We start from the raw sequence: 18,086 nt of genomic DNA on the forward strand, positions 1-18,086 counted from the left end.
GGCTACTGGATCACCACCTTGACGACGCCGGTGAGGGCGATCTGGGCGAGGGACAGGGGCACGAGGAGGGTCCAGGAGAACTTCTGGAGCTGGTCCTCGCGGAGCCGGGGATAGGTGACGCGGAGCCAGATGACGACGAAGGCGAGGATCGCGGTCTTCAGCAGGGTCCAGACCCAGCCCAGGCCGTCGGCACCCCACGGGCCGTGCCAGCCGCCCAGGAAGAGGACGGTGGTCAGGCCGCACAGGACGATGATTCCGGCGTACTCGGCGAGGAGGAAGAGGGCGAAGCGCAGGCCGGTGTACTCGGTGTACGCGCCGAAGATGATCTCCGAGTCGGCGACGGGCATGTCGAAGGGAGGGCGCTGGAGTTCGGCGAGACCTGCCACGAAGAAGACGATCGCGCCGACGATCTGCCAGGGCAGCCACCACCACTCGAAGGCGTCGACGATGCCGGGGAGCGAGACCGTGCCCGCCGCCATCGCCACCGAAGCGGCGGTGAGCAGCATGGGCAGCTCGTACGCGAGGAGCTGGGCGGCGGTGCGGAGGCCGCCGAGGAGGGAGAACTTGTTGGCCGAGGCCCAGCCCGCCATGAGCGAGCCGAGGACGCCCACGCCCATCACGGCGAGGACGAAGAAGACGCCCGCGTCTATGACCTCGCCGACGGCGCCCTCGCCCGGGCCGATGGGGATGGCGAGGAGGACGAGGAGGTACGGGAGGAGGGCGACGGCGGGGGCCAGCTGGAAGATACGGCGGTCCGCGCCCGCCGGGACGATGTCTTCCTTCTGGGCGAACTTCACGCCGTCCGCGACGAGTTGGGCCCAGCCGTGGAAGCCGCCGGCGTACATGGGGCCGAGGCGGCCCTGCATGTGGGCCATCACCTTGTGCTCGGTCTGACCGATGATCAGCGGGAACGTGAGGAACACGACGAAGACGATCAGAAGTCGCAGGGTGACGTCGAGCACGTCGTTCACTGCGGGCCTCCTGGGGGGTTCTCGTCCGTGGCCGGGGTGGTGTCGTCGGTGGTGCGAGCTTCGGGCGTCTCGGAAGGTTCGGGCGTCTCGGAAGGTTCGGAGGTCTCGGAAGCTTCCGAGGGGGGTTCCGGCGCCGGAGGATCCTTGGGTTCGTCCTTCTGCTCGGCATCGTTGAAGGCGGGGCGCGCGTGATGCCAGGGAGCGTCCGTGCTGCGGTCGCTGCGCGCCGGGCGGGTGGGCCGGTCGCCACCGGACTGCTGGCCGCCGGGCTGCTGCCCGCCGGACTTCTCGCTGCCAGACTGCTCGCCACCGGACTTCTCGCTGCCGGCCGGTGTAGTGGAGGACGGGTCGCGCTGCGACGCCGAGCCTTCACTCGGGGCCGGCGTGTTTGCGGTGCCCGCGGCACCCGTACCAGCGGCAGCGCCACCCCCGGCACCCGTACCGGCTGCGGGTGCACCCGCAGTGGGCGCGCCCTCCGCCGCCGAGGCCTGGCTCGCCGAGGCCTGGCTCGCCGAGCCCTCGGCCGCCGTGCGGGCGCGGCGTGCGGGACGTTCACCGGCCGCTCGGCCCGCGCCTCGGGCTGCGCCTCCTCGTGCCGGGCGGGCCGGGGCAGGCGGGAGCTGGCCCTTCAGGGGGCCCCACTCGTTCGGGTCGGGGACGCCCGGTGGCAGCATCTGGCGGCGCTTCGGGCCGCCGTGCTCGGACTCCCCGGGCTCCTTCGCGCCGGGCCAGGCTTTGGCGACGCGGGCGGCCAGGACGAAGTCCTTGCGCAGCGGGTGGCCCTCGAAGCCGTCGGGAAGGAGCAGCGGCGCCAGTCCCGGGTGGCCTTCGAAGGCGACGCCGAACATCTCGTGGGTTTCCCGCTCGTGCCAGGCGGCGCCCGCGTAGACACCGACGGCGGAGGGCAGTACGGGGGCGTCGTGCGGGACCGTCGTACGGACGAGGAGACGGCGTACCGGAGCGAGCGCGACCACATGCGCCGAGACGCGGAAACCCGTGCCGGGCTCGTCGACGGCACTCAGCCAGTCGAAATACGTGCAGCCCAGCTCGCCGCGTGCGGTCTCCAGCGCGGAGATCCAGGCGGCGGGCGGCACGTCGACCGTCAGGAGCTCGTACGACTCCTCGGCCGTGGCCTCCGTACCGAAGAGCTCCTCCACAGGGGCGGGCAGCCAGCCGGTCATGGTCACCGCTCACCCTCCCCCGCGGCCGGAACGGGCGGCTTCACCAAGCCGCTCCGCAGCGCGGACGCGGACGGCCGGGTGGTGCCCGCGGATCCGTACCGCTCCCCCAGCGACTCCCGGGCGATCTTCTCCTGGAGCTTGAGGATGCCCTGGAGCAGCGCTTCGGGGCGCGGCGGGCACCCGGGTACGTAGACATCCACCGGGATGATCTGGTCGACGCCCTTGGTCACGGAGTACGAGTCCCAGTAGGGCCCGCCGCAGTTGGAGCAGGCGCCGAAGGAGATGACGTACTTCGGCTCGGGCATCTGCTCGTAGAGCCGCTTCACCGCGGGGGCCATCTTGTCCGTGACCGTGCCCGACACGACCATGAGGTCGGCCTGGCGCGGTCCCGGTGCGAAGGGGATGACTCCGAGGCGGATGAAGTCGTGCCGGGCCATGGAGGCGGCGATGAACTCGATCGCGCAACAGGCGAGACCGAAGTTGAAGACCCACAGGCTGTAGCGGCGGCCCCAGTTCAGGACCACCTTCATCGGCTCGGGGGCGAGACGGGCGAGCGCGCCCAGCCTCTTCGGCTCGGGAAGCAGCACGGGCACCGGCTCGGACACGGTCTCGGGCTGGTTCACGTCCATGTGAGGACGCCCTTCTTGTATGCGTAGAGCAGGCCCACGGCCAGGAAGCCCAGGAAGATGAACATCTCCACGAGCGTTGTCGCGCCGTATCCCGGCGCGGCGAAGACCGTCGCCCAGGGGAAGAGGAAGATCGAGTCGACGGCGAAGATCACGTAGAGGAAGGCGTAGACGTAGTACCGGACCTGGGTGTGCGCCCAGCCCTCGCCTACGGGGTCGACTCCGCACTCGTATGTCAGCAGTTTCTCGGGGGTCGGGACGACAGGCCGCAGCAGACGTCCCGCTCCGAAGGCTACGGCGACGAACAGCACGCCGACCACTGCGAGCAGTCCGACGACCGAGTAGGACTGGAAGTAGTCCGCCGCGACGACGGTCCCGGTCCCCGCGACCATGGTCGGTTCCGGCACGTCCGCCCCTCGCTCCCTGACCTCGTATGACCTCGTGTGCGCCCTGACATGCGCCGCTTGATGCGCCGTGCTCGACGATCTGTACGCACCGGAGTCTAGGCCCTGCTAAAGAAACGGTAAGCAGCCCGTCACACGTCAGCATGCACGGAGGCCCTCGGGAGGCGATCCGGGAGCGCCCCGAGGGTGGGGCTTTCCCCAGTGAACGGCGGCGGGATACCTCATGGCGCGACGGCCCGCGGCCCGGCACGCTAACGGTTATGACCGAACCCACCCTGGCCACCGATGCCCGGAACGGCACCGAACGGCTGCCGCGTGCGCGCTTCGCCTATGACCGTCACACCTGGAAGGAGATCGCGCATCTCCTCGCCAACCTGCCGGTCGCGTTGCTCGGCTTCACCTATGTGGCCACGGTGCTGTTCACCGGCGCCTTGCTGACGGCGACGGTGATCGGTTTTCCGCTGCTCGCGGCCGGGCTGATGGGTGCCCGGCAGCTGGGCAAGCTGGAGCGGGGCCGGTCCAGGGCGCTGCTCGGGGTGCGGGTGGACGAGCCGAGTCCGCTGTCGTTGCTGGGGCGGAGACGGGACGGGTTCTTCCCCCAGTTGTGGATGGCACTGAAGGACCCGGTCGGCTGGCGGACCATGCTGTACGACTTCATAAGGCTGCCCTGGGGCATCCTGACCTTCACCATCACGCTGACCTCACTCTTCGTACTGTGGCCCGTGCTGCCGTTCATCGCGCGCGGGCTCGCCAACGCGGACCGGGCGATGGTCCGGGCGCTTCTCTCGCCCTCCGACGAGCTGGAGCGGCGTATCGCCGAGCTGGAGTCGGACCGGGGCGTGGTCGTCGACACGGCGGCGGCCGACCTGCGGCGCATCGAGCGGGATCTGCACGACGGGGCGCAGGCCCGGCTGGTCAACCTCGCGATGGGGCTCGGTCTGGCCAAGGAGAAACTGCTGGAGGACCCCGACGCGGCGGCGTCGATGGTCGCGGAGGCGCACGGCGAGGTGAAGCTGGCCCTCCAGGAGCTGCGCGACCTGGCCCGGGGCATCCACCCCGCCGTCCTCACCGACCGCGGGCTCGACGCCGCCCTGTCCGCGGTGGCCTCCCGCTGCACGGTCCCCGTCAAGGTGACGGCCGACCTGATGACGCGCCCCGCGGCGGCCATCGAGGGCATCGCGTACTTCACGGTCTCCGAGCTCCTCCAGAACGTGAGCAAGCACAGCGGGGCACGGTCCGCCTCCGTGGACGTGTGGCGCTCCGACAACCGCCTGCTCATACAGGTCTGGGACGACGGCCGCGGCGGTGCGTCCCTGGACGGCGGCACGGGTATGGCGGGTCTCGCCGACCGGCTCGGCGCGGTCGACGGCCTGTTCGTCATCGAATCCCCCATCGGCGGCCCGACGACCATCACCGCGGAGCTCCCCTGGCGGGACCGGACGGACGAGCCGGCACAGGGGTAGGCGGTCCGCGCCCTCGCCGTATCGCGCCTTACGAAGTGCCGCACGCGCCGTGCCGCCCGGCGCCGGGCCGAGGTAGGGAAAACCCCCGCCCGAAGACGCCGACGTGCTCCATGGTTCGCGGACCTCGCACCGAGCACCGTGGAGCTACAACAGCGGACGAGTGGACGAGTAGAAACGGACGACGGTCATGGCGACGGAGTACGGACAGGGATACGGGCTGAAGGGTGGGTCCGGCTTCCGCGGGGAGGGCGTCGAGGAGCGGCGGCACCGGCTCCCCGCCGCGCTGCGGGCGCCGATCGAGGCCCGCAGCTGGCGCGAGCTCGGCTATCTGATGCTGAGCCTGCCGGTCAGCATCATGACCTTCACGTTCGCCGTCACGATGGTGGCGCTGGGGGCGGGCCTGCTGATCACGTTCCTCGGTATACCGGTGCTCGCCGCGGCGCTCGCGGGCTGCCGTGGGCTGGGCGCGCTGGAGCGGGCGCGGGCGCGCGGGCTGCTGGGCCTGGACGTCGCGGCGCCGGAGCCTTTGCGGGTCCGGCGGCAGGGCGCCATGGCATGGATGGGCGCGATGCTGAAGAGCGGGGCGTCCTGGCGGCATCTGCTGTACGCGGTGCTGCACTTCCCGTGGGCCGTGTTCGCGTTCGCGGTGGCGGTGAACTTCTGGGCGTACGGCTGGGCGCTGCTGACGTATCCGCTGTGGTTCTGGCTCTTCCCGATGTACGGCGGACAGGGCGGGCTTCAGCTGTACGGGGACGAGACGCACCGGATCTACCTGGACAATCCCTTCGAGATCACCGTGACCGCGTCGGTGGGGCTGTTGCTCACGCTGGCCACGCCGTGGATCGTGCGGGCGCTGACAACGGTGGACCGGCTGATGGTGCACGGGCTGCTCGGGCCGTCGCGGCTCGCGACGCGGGTGGTGGAGCTGGAGTCGGACCGCGGAGTCGTGATCGACACGGCGGCGGCCGACCTGCGGCGTATCGAGCGGGATCTGCACGACGGGGCGCAGGCCCGGCTGGTCGCGCTGGCGATGGATCTGGGGCTGGCGAAGGAGAAGCTGGCGGAGGATCCGGAGGCGGCGGCGCGGATGGTCGGCGAGGCGCATGGCGAGGTGAAGACGGCGTTGCAGGAGCTGCGGGATCTGGCGCGGGGGATTCATCCTGCGGTGCTCACCGACCGGGGGCTGGATGCGGCGTTGTCCGCGGTGGCCTCGCGGTGCACGGTGCCCGTTCAGGTCGAGGTGGATCTGCCGGGGCGGCCGGCGCCCGCGATCGAGGGCATCGCGTACTTCACGGTGTCCGAGCTGCTGCAGAACGTCAGCAAGCACTCTCGGGCGACGCGTGCGTACGTCGATGTCTGGCGGGTCGAGAACCGGCTCATGCTGCAGGTGGTCGACAACGGGGTGGGCGGCGCGGACGGCTCCGCCGGGTCCGGTCTCGCGGGGCTCGCCGAGCGGCTTGACGCGGTCGACGGCATCCTCGTGATCGACTCTCCCGTCGCCGGGCCCACTCGCGTCACGGCGGAGCTGCCGTGGCGGGAGTGAGCGCCTCCCCCTGACGGGGTGGGGGGTGGGTTTTCTTTCCCCGAACCCACCCCTTCCCGAAACCGGTGGGCTGCGCCCCCAGCCCCCAGCCCCCAGCCCCCACGATGGCTCGCATCTCGGCTGCGGGCCGTCTGGGGCTGGTCGCGCAGTTCCCCGCGCCCCTCAAAGCCCGCGCCCCGTAAAGGGGGACGCCGTATGCCCCCGGCGGCGACGGGCGGACGCACCGGCACACGACCCCGCCCCATTCACCAGCAGTAAGCGTTTGCCCCAGCCCGACGGGAGCGATTCCACTCTGTGGGCCCACCGGTAGCCGAATGCTGGAATGCTGGGGCTGTCGTACGAGTGGGCTGGGGGGCCGAGGATCGTGGAGGACAGGGTGCAGGTGGTCATCGCCGAGGATTCGGTGCTGCTCAGAGAGGGGCTGACTCGGCTGTTGACCGACCGCGGGCACGAAGTCGTCGCGGGCGTCGGCGACGGCGAGGCGTTGATCAAGACCATCACGGAGCTGGCGGCCCAGGGGGCGCTGCCGGACGTCGTGGTCGCCGACGTCCGGATGCCACCGACCCACACCGACGAGGGCGTCAAGGCCGCGGTACAGCTACGCAAGCACCACCCGGGACTCGGCGTACTGGTGTTGTCACAGTACGTGGAGGAGCAGTACGCGACGGAGCTCCTTGCCGGCTCCAGCCACGGCGTGGGCTACCTGCTCAAGGACCGGGTGGCCGAGGTACGCGAGTTCGTGGACGCGGTGGTGCGGGTGGCCCAGGGCGGCACGGCGCTCGACCCGGAGGTGGTGGCTCAGCTGCTCGGCCGCAGCCGGAAGCAGGACGTACTCGCGGGACTGACGCCGCGCGAGAGAGAGGTCCTAGGACTCATGGCCGAGGGGCGGACGAACTCCGCCATCGCGCGGCAGCTGGTCGTCAGCGACGGAGCCGTCGAGAAGCACGTCAGCAACATCTTCCTGAAGCTGGGCCTGTCCCAGAGTGACGGGGATCACCGACGGGTCCTCGCGGTCCTCACCTATCTGAACTCATGACCACCGCGGCCGAGCCCATGATCGCCATGCCCGCCATGCCGGACCCGGCCATGGTGACGGCCGTGGCCGCCGTGCCCGTCCCGTTCGCCGGGACACGTCGGCCGCCTCGTCCACCTTCACCGCCCGACCATCTGACACCATGTCAGCTCAAAGGGTCCGCCACCCACCAAGAGGTGACAGCGAGGAAGGCAGCGGCCGAACCAGAGGCCAGGGCGACGGCGAGAGCAACATCGGTAGTGAGATCCCTAGAACCAAAGGATGAGCGGGCAACGTCTTCAGAAGCAGGGCCGGGGGGCGAATAAATCATGTCAAATCAGGGCGTCGGACCGTCTCAAAGTGGTGTCCATCATGCGAACGGCCGAGGGAAGGCGACCCTTACAGACGTAGGGTTGAGCTTGGGAAGGCCTGTGGTAAGGCCGCTCCCAGACAGCCGCCTCGAGGGAGGTCCAGTTCAGTGACCAGCCAGGTCAGCAGTCCAGCGGAGCAGGCCGACGGAGCCGTCGTAGGAGAACAGCGCAAACGGGAGGGCTCGGGCACGAAGGATGTCCGTCGGCTCGACCGTGTGATCATCCGGTTCGCGGGGGACTCGGGTGACGGTATGCAGCTCACCGGCGACCGGTTCACCTCGGAGACGGCGTCCTTCGGCAACGACCTGTCGACGCTGCCGAACTTCCCCGCGGAAATCCGCGCCCCTGCCGGCACCCTGCCGGGCGTCTCGTCCTTCCAGCTGCACTTCGCCGACCACGACATCCTCACTCCGGGTGACGCGCCGAACGTGCTGGTCGCGATGAATCCGGCGGCCCTGAAGGCGAACATCGGCGACGTGCCGCGCGGCGCGGAGATCATCGTCAACACGGACGAGTTCACCAAGCGGGCCATGCAGAAAGTGGGATACGCCGTCTCACCCCTCGAGGACGGCTCGCTGGACGGCTACCAGGTGCACCCGGTGCCGCTGACGACCCTGACGGTCGAGGCGCTCAAGGAGTTCGACCTCACCCGCAAGGAGGCCGAGCGCAGCAAGAACATGTTCGCCCTCGGCCTGCTGTCCTGGATGTACCACCGGCCGACCGAGGGCACCGAGAAGTTCCTGACCACGAAGTTCGCCAAGAAGCCGGACATCGCGGCGGCGAACATCGCGGCGTTCCGCGCGGGCTGGAACTTCGGCGAGACCACCGAGGACTTCGCGGTCTCCTACGAGGTCGCCCCGGCGTCGCAGGCTTTCCCGACGGGCACGTACCGCAACATCTCCGGGAACCTGGCGCTGTCCTACGGTCTGATCGCCGCGTCCCAGCAGGCGGACCTGCCGCTCTACCTCGGCTCGTACCCGATCACGCCGGCCTCGGACATCCTGCACGAACTGAGCAAGCACAAGAACTTCGGCGTACGGACCTTCCAGGCCGAGGACGAGATCGCGGGCATCGGCGCGGCCCTGGGAGCGGCCTTCGGCGGGTCGCTGGCCGTCACCACCACCTCCGGTCCCGGTGTGGCGCTCAAGAGCGAGACGATCGGGCTGGCCGTCTCCCTGGAACTGCCCCTGCTGGTCATCGACATCCAGCGCGGCGGCCCGTCCACCGGCCTGCCGACCAAGACCGAGCAGGCCGACCTCCTGCAGGCGATGTACGGCCGTAACGGCGAGGCCCCCGTGCCGGTCGTCGCGCCGCGCACGCCCGCGGACTGCTTCGACGCGGCCCTGGAGGCCGCCCGGATCGCGGTCACCTACCGCACTCCGGTCTTCCTGCTCTCCGACGGCTACCTGGCCAACGGCTCCGAGCCCTGGCGCATCCCGGATCTGGACGAACTGCCGGACCTGCGCGTCCAGTTCGCCCAGGGCCCGAACCACACCCTGGACGACGGCACCGAGGTGTTCTGGCCGTACAAGCGCGACGAGCAGACGCTGGCCCGCCCGTGGGCGATCCCGGGCACTCCGGGCCTGGAGCACCGCATCGGCGGCATCGAGAAGCAGGACGGCACGGGCAACATCTCGTACGACCCGGCCAACCACGACTTCATGGTGCGTACGCGGCAGGCGAAGATCGACGGCATCGACGTGCCCGACGTCGAGGTCGACGATCCGCACGAGGCGAAAACGCTGGTACTGGGCTGGGGGTCGACGTACGGGCCGATCACCGCGGCGGTCCGGCGGCTGCGCGCGGCCGGGGAGGCCATCGCGCAGGCCCATCTGCGCCACCTCAACCCGTTCCCGCGGAATCTCGGCGAGGTCCTGGGACGTTACGACAACGTGGTGATCCCCGAGATGAACCTCGGTCAGCTCGCCACGCTCGTCCGGGCGAAGTACCTGGTCGACGCGCACTCGTACAACCAGGTCAACGGCATGCCGTTCAAGGCTGAGCAGCTCGCCACGGCTCTCAAGGAGGCCATCGATGGCTGAGACGACCACGGAAGGCACGGGCACGATCGAGGCACTTTCCCTCGTGCCGAAGGCCGAGGCCAAGCAGTCCATGAAGGACTTCAAGTCCGATCAGGAAGTGCGCTGGTGCCCCGGCTGCGGTGACTACGCGATTCTCGCCGCGGTTCAGGGCTTCATGCCCGAACTGGGCCTGGCGAAAGAGAACATCGTCTTCGTCTCGGGCATCGGCTGCTCCTCCCGCTTCCCGTACTACATGAACACCTACGGGATGCACTCCATCCACGGCCGCGCGCCCGCCATCGCCACGGGCCTGGCCTCGTCCCGGCAGGACCTGAGCGTCTGGGTCGTCACGGGTGACGGCGACGCGCTGTCCATCGGTGGCAACCACCTCATCCACGCCCTGCGCCGGAACGTCAACCTGAAGATCCTGCTCTTCAACAACCGCATCTACGGTCTGACGAAGGGCCAGTACTCCCCGACGTCCGAGGTCGGCAAGATCACGAAGTCGACGCCGATGGGTTCGCTGGACGCGCCCTTCAACCCGGTCTCGCTGGCCATCGGGGCGGAGGCGTCCTTCGTGGCGCGGACGGTGGACTCCGATCGCAAGCACCTGACGGAGGTGCTGCGTCAGGCCGCCGCCCACCCGGGCACGGCGCTGGTGGAGATCTACCAGAACTGCAACATCTTCAACGACAACGCCTTCGAAGCCCTCAAGGACAAGCAGCAGGCCGAAGAGGCCGTGATCCGTCTGCAGCACGGGCAGCAGATCCGCTTCGGGGCTCCCCTGGAAAGCGGCCTCGGCTCGAAGGGCGTCGTGCGCGACTCGCTGACCGGGGACCTGAAGGTCGTCACCGTCACGCCGGAGAACGAGTCGCAGGTGCTCGTGCACGACGCACACGCCCCGTCGCCGACCACGGCGTTCGCGCTGTCGCGCCTCGCCGACCCGGACACGCTGCACCACACGCCGATCGGTGTGCTCCGGTCGGTGGACCGGCCGGTGTACGACACGCAGATGTCCGACCAACTGGACACGGCGATCGAGCAGAACGGCAAGGGTGACCTGGCAGCGCTGCTCGCGGGAGGCGACACCTGGACTGTCGTCGGCTGACGGGCAGTTGACACCTGAGCGCCCGGGTGCCGTACGCACATCGCGTACGGCACCTGGGCGCTTTGCGTGCCAAGCCCCGCGGCCCAGGCGTGATCCAAACGACAGGCCCTAGGCGTCGGGGATGTCCTTCTTGGCGCGGATCAGCGTGTCCCGGCTGATCACAACGATGCGCTCGTAGTCGGCTCGGGCGGCGTCGGAGGGGAGGTGGGGATCGAGAGCGGTGGTGGCTTCGGTGCCGATGACGGCGAAGTTGCCGTCGGACAGTTCGAAGAGGTCAGGGCAGGTTTGACTGGTGACCGATCCCCGTTTGCTCGGGGGGTCTCCGAGACGGCGGGTGATACGCGCGGACGAGAGGTCAATGCGCAACGGAATGGTCCCCTCTGGGGCGGGTGGCCCCGCGTGTCAGACGTGAGCATTAACAACGAGTGCGACACCTAAGGGTCACGGCGACCCCTGCTATTTCTGGCCACTCGCAGCGCTCGCCACACATCAATCATCCGTTTGGAGAATCGAAGTCCACCTGGCCCACGACCCACCACTCGTCCGGGTCGTCCGCGAGCTCTTCCAGGATGGTGTCGACCACTCCACCGACCCGTCCCTCCAGGGAGTCGACGGGAAGACTCCGCCGGTGCTCGACCGTGCGCTCCCAGTACTCCGCGAAGACGGGATTGCGGCACAGCACCCGCAGATGACCGATCAGTTCCTCCCAGGTGAGCCGGCCGATCTGATGGCCCACCAGCACGGTGCCGTAAGCACGATTGGCGAAAATCATCTGCCGATGCCTCTGCTCGGAGAGACCGGTCAACGTGCTCGACGCGTCGGCGAGCGCCGCATCGTCGATCTCTCGGTCGAGCTGTTCCACGACGAGGCGGTGATGCTGGATCAGATTCGCGCGCTGGAGCTCCTCGGCCACGCGAGCGAGCTGCCGAAGGAGTTCCAGCATCAGCTCTTCCTGGCGCCTGACACGGGAGTCGCGCGCGAAGGGGGAGCGCATCAGGCTCAGCCCGGCCACCAGCGCAGAAGCGATTTTCCTGGCGGTCGGAGTCAGTGTGACCATGTCAAATTATCCCCCCGGGTCCGGTGACCGCGCACCGGCCGGTGGCACCACTGGACCGACGCACGGTGGGTGAAACCACCCCGCCCCCAGCGTGCCCGGAAGCTCAAGTCGGCGTGGGAGGCGGAGAGGGGGCGCATAGAAGGACGTGCCGCTTATGTCGACCGACGCCCTGATATATATGTGCCCCGCAGACGCCGTCCGCATTCGTTCAGTTGGCTCCGACAGAATGCATCAGGCCTGCTCATAGCTACTCTTTGGCCGCGTCGTACACCTCTCGCGCCTTCTGTACCTCGTCCATGCGGCGATGGGTCCAGGCGGCGAGCGCGTGCACCTGCTCGGCCGCCTCGCGGCCGAGGTCCGTCAATGAGTAGTCCACCCTCGGCGGAATCACCGGCTTCGCATCGCGGTGCACCAGACCGTCCCGCTCCAGCGTCTGCAGGGTCTGCGTCAGCATCTTCTCGCTCACCCTGCCGATCGCCCGCCGCAGCTCACTGAAGCGGTACGGGCGGTCCAGGAGCTCGATCAGGACGAGGACGCCCCAGCGGCTGGTGACGTGCTCCAGAACGAGGCGGTACGGGCACATCTCCTCGCCCTGGAGATTCCACTTGCCGGCGGATGACGCGCTGACGCTTGCACTTACGGCCATGCCAGTACCTTACCTCAAAGTGGGTACTTTCGAAGAGTTAGCGCCTCCCCTAGGGTGAGTGCTCGGACCCACCCCACAAGGAGCTGCGAGAACATGAGCATTGTCGTCACCGGCGCCACCGGACACCTCGGCCGTTTCGTCATCGAGGGACTGCTGGAGAAGGTCCCGGCCTCCGAGGTCGTCGCCCTCGTCCGCGACAAGGAGAAGGCCGCGCCGCTCGCCGCGCGCGGCGTCGAGCTGCGGATAGCCGACTACAGCGCACCCGAGAGCCTGAAGGGCGCCTTCGCGGCCGGTGACAAGGTGCTGCTGATCTCCGGCAGCGAGGTCGGGCAGCGGGTCGCGCAGCACACGGCCGTCATCGAGGCCGCCAAGGCGGCCGGAGTCGCGCTGCTCGCGTACACGAGCGTGCTGGGCGGCCCCGAGGCCGACTTCGACCTGGCCGCCGAGCACAAGGTCACCGAGAAGCTGATCATCGACTCCGGACTGCCGTACGCCCTCCTGCGCAACGGCTGGTACCACGAGAACTACACCGAGCAGCTCGCTCCGGTGCTGGAGCACAACGCCGTCGTCGCCGCCGCGGGCGAGGGCCGGGTCGCCTCCGCCTCGCGCGCCGACTACGCCGCCGCCGCCGTCGCCGTACTGACCGGCGAGGGTCACGAGAACAAGGCGTACGAGCTGAGCGGCGACGTCGCCTGGAGCTTCGCCGAGTACGCGGCCGAGCTGAGCAAGCAGACCGGCAAGGAGATCGCGTACAACAACGTGCCCGGCGAGGTGCTCCAGGGCATCCTCACCGGCGCCGGCCTGCCCGAGCCCCTCGCCGCGATCCTGGTGGACGTCGACAAGGCCGTCGAGCGCGGGCTGCTCGAGGGCCGGAACGGGGACCTGGCCCGGCTGATCGGCCGCCCGACCACTCCGATCGCGGACGCGATCGCGGCGGCGCTCAAGAGCTGAGCCCTTCGGCCTCCCACCCCCGCCTGTCATGACCGTATGGCGATACGGGCATGACGGGCGGGGGTGTCCGGCGTTACCGTCTTCAGGGCTGCGCTCGCAGCCGTGCGAGGGGGCCGTGCGCGAAGACTGTGCACGATGCCGTGCGAAGAGGGAGTTGCCGTGCCGGTGGAATCCAAGGGCGAGCAGCGCATAGGTCTGCTGAACGGATTCGCGGCATACGGCATGTGGGGCCTCGTCCCCCTTTTCTGGCCCCTCCTCGAACCGGCCGGCGCGGTCGAGATCCTCGCTCACCGCATGGTGTGGTCGCTCGGGTTCGTGGTGATCGCGCTCCTGGTGATGCGGCGCTGGGCCTGGGCCGGCGAGCTGGCGCGGCAGCCGCGCAGGCTGGCGCTGATCACCGTCGCCGCGGCCTTCATCACCGTCAACTGGGGTGTCTACATCTGGGCCGTGAACACCGGCCATGTGGTGGAGGCGTCCCTCGGTTACTTCATCAACCCTCTCGTCACCATCGCGATGGGCGTCCTGCTCCTGAAGGAACGGTTGCGGCCCACGCAGTGGGCGGCGGTCGGCGTCGGCTTCGCCGCCGTCCTCGTGCTGACGATCGGCTACGGCCGGCCGCCGTGGATCTCCCTCTGCCTGGCCTTCTCCTTCGCGACGTACGGGCTGGTGAAGAAGAAGGTCAACATCGGCGGTCTGGAGTCGCTGGCGGCGGAGACCGCGATCCAGTTCCTGCCCGCGCTCGGCTTTCTGCTGTGGCTTTCCGGGCAGGGGGACGCGACGTTCGGCTCCGAAGGCGCCGGGCACGCGGCGCTGCTCGCCGCCACCGGTGTGGTGACCGCGGCACCACTCGTCTGCTTCGGGGCGGCGGCGATCCGCGTACCGCTGTCGACGCTCGGCCTGCTCCAGTATCTGGCGCCCGTGCTGCAGTTCCTGCTCGGCATCCTGTACTTCCACGAGGCCATGCCCGCCGAGCGGTGGGCCGGATTCGTGCTGGTGTGGGGCGCGCTGTCGCTGCTGACGTGGGATGCGCTGCGGACGTCACGGCGGACGAGGGCGGCTCTGCGGACGAGCACGACTCCGCGGGCGGCGGAAGCCGGCGCGGGCGCGCCTGAGCCGGAGCTTTCGGAGCCGGAGCTTTCGGAGCCAACCGCCGGCCCGAGGCCGTAGTCAGTGGCCCGAGGCCGTAGTCAGTGGCGGGTGGCCGGTGGCCGGTTCGCCCTCCTGTTGATCAGTGGGCAGTAGTCAGTAGTCCGTGTCCTTGCCGAGGAACAACTCGGCGAAGTCGGCCGCGGCGGCGGGCGAGGCGAGGGTCCGTCGCAGGCGGGCCGCTGTGGTGCCCGCGAGGAACGGGTCGCCGGACGAGGCGCCGTGGTAGATCTCCGACAACCACAGCGAGAACTCCTGGTACTGCCACACCCGCGGCAGACAGGCCGCCGAGTAGCCGCTGAGCCCACGCTCGTCGCCCTTGCCGCAGTACGCGACGAGGGCGTCACCGAGCAGCAGGGCGTCATGGATCGCGAGGTTCATGCCCTTCGCGCCGATCGGCGCCAGCAAGTGGGCCGCGTCACCGGCCAGATACAGCCGCCCGTACGCCATCGGCTCCACGACGTAGCTGCGCATGTCCAGGACCCGCTTCTCGATCAGCTGCCCCTCCGTGAGCGGCCGGGCCCCGGCTGCCGCGAGCCGCTCGTGGAGTTCGGCCCACACGCGCTCGTGCGGCCAGTTCTCCGGGTCGTCGCCGGGCGGGCACTCGAGGTAGTAGCGGGTGACCTGCGGGCTGCGGGCCATATGCCCGGCGAAACCCCGCGGGTGGATGCCGAAGACGACGCAGTCGGAGGACGGCGGCGCCTCTGCGAGCAGCGCCAGCCAGCCGATGCCGTAGTCGTACCGGGATATGGCGGTGTGCTCCGGCGGCAGACAGGTCCGGGTCACACCGCGCGCACCGTCGCAGCCGGCGACGGCCGAGCAGTCGACGCGTAGGCGTTCGCCGGTCTCGGGGTCGGTGTACGACACCGAGGGCCGGTCCGAGTCGATCCCTCGCAACTCCACGTCGCGTACGCCGAAGCGGATGTCACCGCCCCGCTCGTCCGCGTACACGCGCACGAGGTCCGTCACCAACAGCGGCTGCGGATAGACGAAGTGGCGCTGTCCGGTCACCTCGCCGTACCGGAACGTGTGCCGCTCCCCCTCCAGCCGGAACTCGCACTCGGTGTGCACCTGGGTGTTCGCCAGCAGCCGTTCGGCGAGGCCACGCCGCTCCAGCGCCCGCACCGCCCACTCCTCCAAGAATCCCGCGCGCGGCCGCTGTTCGATGAACTCCCTGCTCTCGGTCTCCAGCACCACGCAGTCCACGGAGGCGGCGCGGAGGATGTTGGCGGCGGTGAGGCCGGCCGGGCCGGCTCCCACGACGACGACAGAGGTGCGCTGTTGCGGTGAGGAGGGAGCAGCGGCGTCCGTCATGGCGACAGTATGGCGGTGCACTCCACTCAACTCACCGTCTCCGGCGCGGGGTTGGCGGCCTCGGTGGCCACTGCGGCAGACGTACCGGATGTCCGCTTCCTCCGCCCGCGCAGGCCGAAGGAGGAGAGCAGGGCGCCCAGCGTCACCATCACCACCGGCACGATCAGAGCCGCGCGGAAGGCGGACAGCGTGGCTTCCGGGGCCGAGGCGGAGCCCGGGGCACCCGGGACCGCGCCTGCGCCCGCAGCCGAGGAGGCCAGTCCGTACACCGCCGTCACCGCCGAGATGCCGATGGCCGAGCCGAACTGGGTCGCGGTGTGCAACAGGCCGCCCGCCAGACCCTGTTCGGACTCCGTGACGCCGTCCGTCGCCGCGATCGTGAGCGGACCGTAGGCCAGGGCGAAGGCGACGCCCGCGATGAGCACGGTGGGGAAGATGGCGGCGTACGTCCAGTCCATCCCGACGGGAAGGAAGAGCCCGTACGCGGCGATCGCCAGGACGAAGCCTCCGAGGATCACCCGCGCGTTGCCGAAGCGGGAGACCAGGCGGGGGGTGAGCACGGGGGCGAGGATCGCGTCGCAGCCCATCACGACCAGGGCGAGCGCCGTCTCGAGGGAGGACCAGCCACGCAGTTCCTGTAGGTAGAGCGTGACGACGAACTGGAAGCCGAAGAAGGCGCCGACGAAGAGGAGCGCGCCGAGGTCGGCCCGTACGACGGATGCCTCGCGGAAGATGCCGAGCCGGACGAGGGGGGCCGGGGTGCGGCGTTCGACGGCTATGAAGGCGGCGAAGAGGATTCCGGCGGCGGCTGCCGCTCCGGCCGTCAACTGCCAGCCGTCCAAGCCGTGTTCGAGGCGGACGACGGCGTAGGCGGCGAGCAGCATGGCGCTGGCCGCCGTGATCGCACCAAGGATGTCGAAGCCCTTGGCGAGTTCCGTCTTACGTGACCGGGGGCGCCCCTGCGTTCCCGGTCCCGCCTCGCTCGACTGCTTCGGAACCAGGCGTACCGCTGCCGCGAGGATCGCCGCCGCCAGCAGTACCGGTGCGAAGAAGACCCAACGCCAGCCGAGTTGGGTGAGCAGACCGCCGATGACCAGGCCGAGGGAGAAGCCGCCGGCTCCCGTACCCGCGAAGACGAGCAGGGCCTTGTTGCGCTGCGGGCCCTCTTCGTAGGACGTCGTGATGAGGGACAGCGCCGCCGGTGTCATGAAGGCCGCCGAGACGCCGGTGATGAAGCGGGCCACGATCAGCATCCAGCCTTCCGTGGCGAAGCCGCCCAGGCCCGAGAAGGCGAGGAAGACCGTCAGCCAGGTGAGGAACATCCTGCGTCTGCCGAGGAGATCGGCCGCGCGGCCTCCGAGCAGGGTGAAGCCGGCGTAGCCGAGTACGTACGCGCTCATCACCCACGCCGCCGTGTCCGTGGGCAGGTCGAGATCGGATCTGATGGACGGGATGGCGACGGCCAGCATGGCTACGTCGATGCCCTCTAGGAAGATCGTTCCGCAGAGGACCAGCAGCAGGGCCCAGGCACGGGTGCCCATCGCAACTCTCCTGAAGTAGGGGTCGGTTACCCGATTGAGGGTCGGTTCTTTCTTGTAACCATGGCCAGCCTGCGGCAGCATCGGCAGGCATGGAAGAAGGCACTTTGAAGTCACCGAGTAACCACGGCGGCACCGTGGGTGCCGCGGGTGCCACGGGTGCCGCGGGTGCCGCGGACGCAACGGGCACCGTCGATTCCGTGAACTGTGCGAACTCCGTGGACTATGGCGATCCGGACCCCTTCCAGTGGGACACCCGGGAGGACTGCCAGGTGCGGCAGATTCTCGACCGGGTGGCCGACAAATGGTCGCTGCTCGTGATCGCTCTGCTGGACAGTCGGCGGCTGCGCTTCACGGAGTTGCGGCGGGAGATCGACGGGATCAGCCAGCGGATGCTGACGGTGACGCTGCGGCAGTTGGAGCGGGACGGGCTCGTGCAGCGGACGGTGCATCCTGTGGTGCCGCCTCGGGTGGAGTACGAACTCACTCCGCTCGGGGGGACGTTGCACACGACGATCCGGTCGCTGGTGACGTGGACGGAGGAGCACCAGAACGAGATCGCGGCTGCTCGGGCGGCTTATGACGAGCGGGAGGCGCGGGGGGTGTGACCGGGGGTTTTCTCGCCCCCGCCGCCCCTACCCGTCCCATCCTTCTGGGGCTCCGCCCCAGACCCCGTTCCCGGGGGCCAGCCCCCGGACCCCCGCTCCTCAAACGCCGGAGAGGCTGACATACCC

Annotated in this window: 17 protein-coding genes; 8 read left to right on the plus strand and 9 right to left on the minus strand. The window is 69.5% G+C overall.

What is annotated here, in order from left to right; genetic code table 11:
* Positions 1-2: 2 nt before the first annotated feature.
* The 4 genes from FGD71_RS24405 to FGD71_RS24420 are packed head-to-tail and all read right to left on the minus strand — an operon-like array spanning position 3 to position 3,185.
* Complete coding sequence (locus tag FGD71_RS24405) at positions 3-971, minus strand: complex I subunit 1/NuoH family protein (protein WP_119102642.1); 969 nt, start codon at positions 969-971, stop codon at positions 3-5.
* Complete coding sequence (locus FGD71_RS24410) at positions 968-2,158, minus strand: NADH-quinone oxidoreductase subunit C (protein WP_119102643.1); 1,191 nt, start codon at positions 2,156-2,158, stop codon at positions 968-970. Before FGD71_RS24410 ends, FGD71_RS24405 begins: the two co-directional genes overlap by 4 nt.
* A complete protein-coding gene (locus FGD71_RS24415) occupies positions 2,155-2,781 on the minus strand; it encodes an NADH-quinone oxidoreductase subunit B (RefSeq protein WP_119102644.1) in 627 nt (208 codons plus the stop codon). The genes FGD71_RS24410 and FGD71_RS24415 overlap by 4 nt, the downstream gene beginning before the upstream one ends.
* Positions 2,772-3,185, minus strand: coding sequence for an NADH-quinone oxidoreductase subunit A (locus tag FGD71_RS24420; protein ID WP_420878340.1), 414 nt, complete (start codon positions 3,183-3,185; stop codon positions 2,772-2,774). The genes FGD71_RS24415 and FGD71_RS24420 overlap by 10 nt, the downstream gene beginning before the upstream one ends.
* A 257-nt stretch (positions 3,186-3,442) precedes the next feature.
* Between FGD71_RS24420 and FGD71_RS24425 the strand changes: the two genes are divergently transcribed.
* The 5 genes from FGD71_RS24425 (at position 3,443) to FGD71_RS24445 (ending at position 10,700) form a co-directional block, all read left to right on the plus strand.
* Positions 3,443-4,645, plus strand: coding sequence for a sensor histidine kinase (locus FGD71_RS24425; RefSeq protein WP_119102646.1), 1,203 nt, complete (start codon positions 3,443-3,445; stop codon positions 4,643-4,645).
* 187 nt (positions 4,646-4,832) lie between these two features.
* Positions 4,833-6,188, plus strand: a complete 1,356-nt coding sequence (locus tag FGD71_RS24430) for a sensor histidine kinase (RefSeq protein WP_119102647.1) — start codon at positions 4,833-4,835, stop codon at positions 6,186-6,188.
* 322 nt (positions 6,189-6,510) lie between these two features.
* The gene (locus FGD71_RS24435; RefSeq protein ID WP_276147153.1) at positions 6,511-7,224 is read left to right on the plus strand and encodes a response regulator transcription factor; all 714 of its coding nucleotides are present in this window, start codon (positions 6,511-6,513) and stop codon (positions 7,222-7,224) included.
* A 454-nt stretch (positions 7,225-7,678) separates the two neighbouring features.
* On the plus strand, positions 7,679-9,613 hold the full coding sequence (locus FGD71_RS24440; RefSeq protein WP_119102648.1) for a 2-oxoacid:acceptor oxidoreductase subunit alpha: 1,935 nt from the start codon (positions 7,679-7,681) through the stop codon (positions 9,611-9,613).
* Positions 9,606-10,700 carry a 2-oxoacid:ferredoxin oxidoreductase subunit beta gene (locus FGD71_RS24445; protein WP_119102649.1) on the plus strand — a complete coding sequence of 365 codons (1,095 nt, stop codon included), beginning with the start codon at positions 9,606-9,608 and terminating at the stop codon, positions 10,698-10,700. The genes FGD71_RS24440 and FGD71_RS24445 overlap by 8 nt, the downstream gene beginning before the upstream one ends.
* A 108-nt stretch (positions 10,701-10,808) precedes the next feature.
* Here FGD71_RS24445 and FGD71_RS24450 read toward each other — a convergent pair whose 3' ends face one another.
* From FGD71_RS24450 to FGD71_RS24460, 3 genes are all read right to left on the minus strand, one after another.
* Entirely contained in the window at positions 10,809-11,066 is a 258-nt protein-coding gene (locus FGD71_RS24450) for a hypothetical protein (protein WP_240436735.1), read from the minus strand.
* Positions 11,067-11,193: 127 nt separating this feature from the next.
* On the minus strand, positions 11,194-11,757 hold the full coding sequence (locus FGD71_RS24455; protein ID WP_119102650.1) for a DUF6082 family protein: 564 nt from the start codon (positions 11,755-11,757) through the stop codon (positions 11,194-11,196).
* 247 nt (positions 11,758-12,004) lie between these two features.
* Entirely contained in the window at positions 12,005-12,403 is a 399-nt protein-coding gene (locus FGD71_RS24460; RefSeq protein WP_119102651.1) for a winged helix-turn-helix transcriptional regulator, read from the minus strand.
* Positions 12,404-12,496: 93 nt separating this feature from the next.
* On the opposite strand from FGD71_RS24460, the gene FGD71_RS24465 reads away from it, so the two are divergent.
* Together FGD71_RS24465 and rarD are read left to right on the plus strand one after the other, a co-directional pair.
* Positions 12,497-13,354 (plus strand): SDR family oxidoreductase, encoded by an 858-nt coding sequence (locus FGD71_RS24465; protein WP_119102652.1) that lies wholly within the window; start codon positions 12,497-12,499, stop codon positions 13,352-13,354.
* Positions 13,355-13,576: 222 nt separating this feature from the next.
* Entirely contained in the window at positions 13,577-14,521 is a 945-nt protein-coding gene (rarD, locus tag FGD71_RS24470) for an EamA family transporter RarD (RefSeq protein WP_420878341.1), read from the plus strand.
* A gap of 75 nt (positions 14,522-14,596) precedes the next feature.
* On the opposite strand, the gene FGD71_RS24475 is transcribed toward rarD, so the two are convergent.
* On the minus strand, positions 14,597-15,814 hold the full coding sequence (locus tag FGD71_RS24475) for a 4-hydroxybenzoate 3-monooxygenase (protein ID WP_119102654.1): 1,218 nt from the start codon (positions 15,812-15,814) through the stop codon (positions 14,597-14,599).
* A 26-nt stretch (positions 15,815-15,840) separates the two neighbouring features.
* Positions 15,841-17,355 (minus strand): MFS transporter, encoded by a 1,515-nt coding sequence (locus tag FGD71_RS24480; RefSeq protein ID WP_119102655.1) that lies wholly within the window; start codon positions 17,353-17,355, stop codon positions 15,841-15,843.
* Positions 17,356-17,444: 89 nt separating this feature from the next.
* Here FGD71_RS24480 and FGD71_RS24485 point away from each other — a divergent pair, with 89 nt between their 5' ends.
* The gene (locus FGD71_RS24485; RefSeq protein WP_240436736.1) at positions 17,445-17,960 is read left to right on the plus strand and encodes a winged helix-turn-helix transcriptional regulator; all 516 of its coding nucleotides are present in this window, start codon (positions 17,445-17,447) and stop codon (positions 17,958-17,960) included.
* The last annotated feature ends 126 nt before the right edge of the window (positions 17,961-18,086 follow it).

The organism is Streptomyces sporangiiformans (genome assembly GCF_005768555.2).
In the GTDB taxonomy this organism is placed as follows: Bacteria; Actinomycetota; Actinomycetes; order Streptomycetales; family Streptomycetaceae; genus Streptomyces; species Streptomyces sporangiiformans.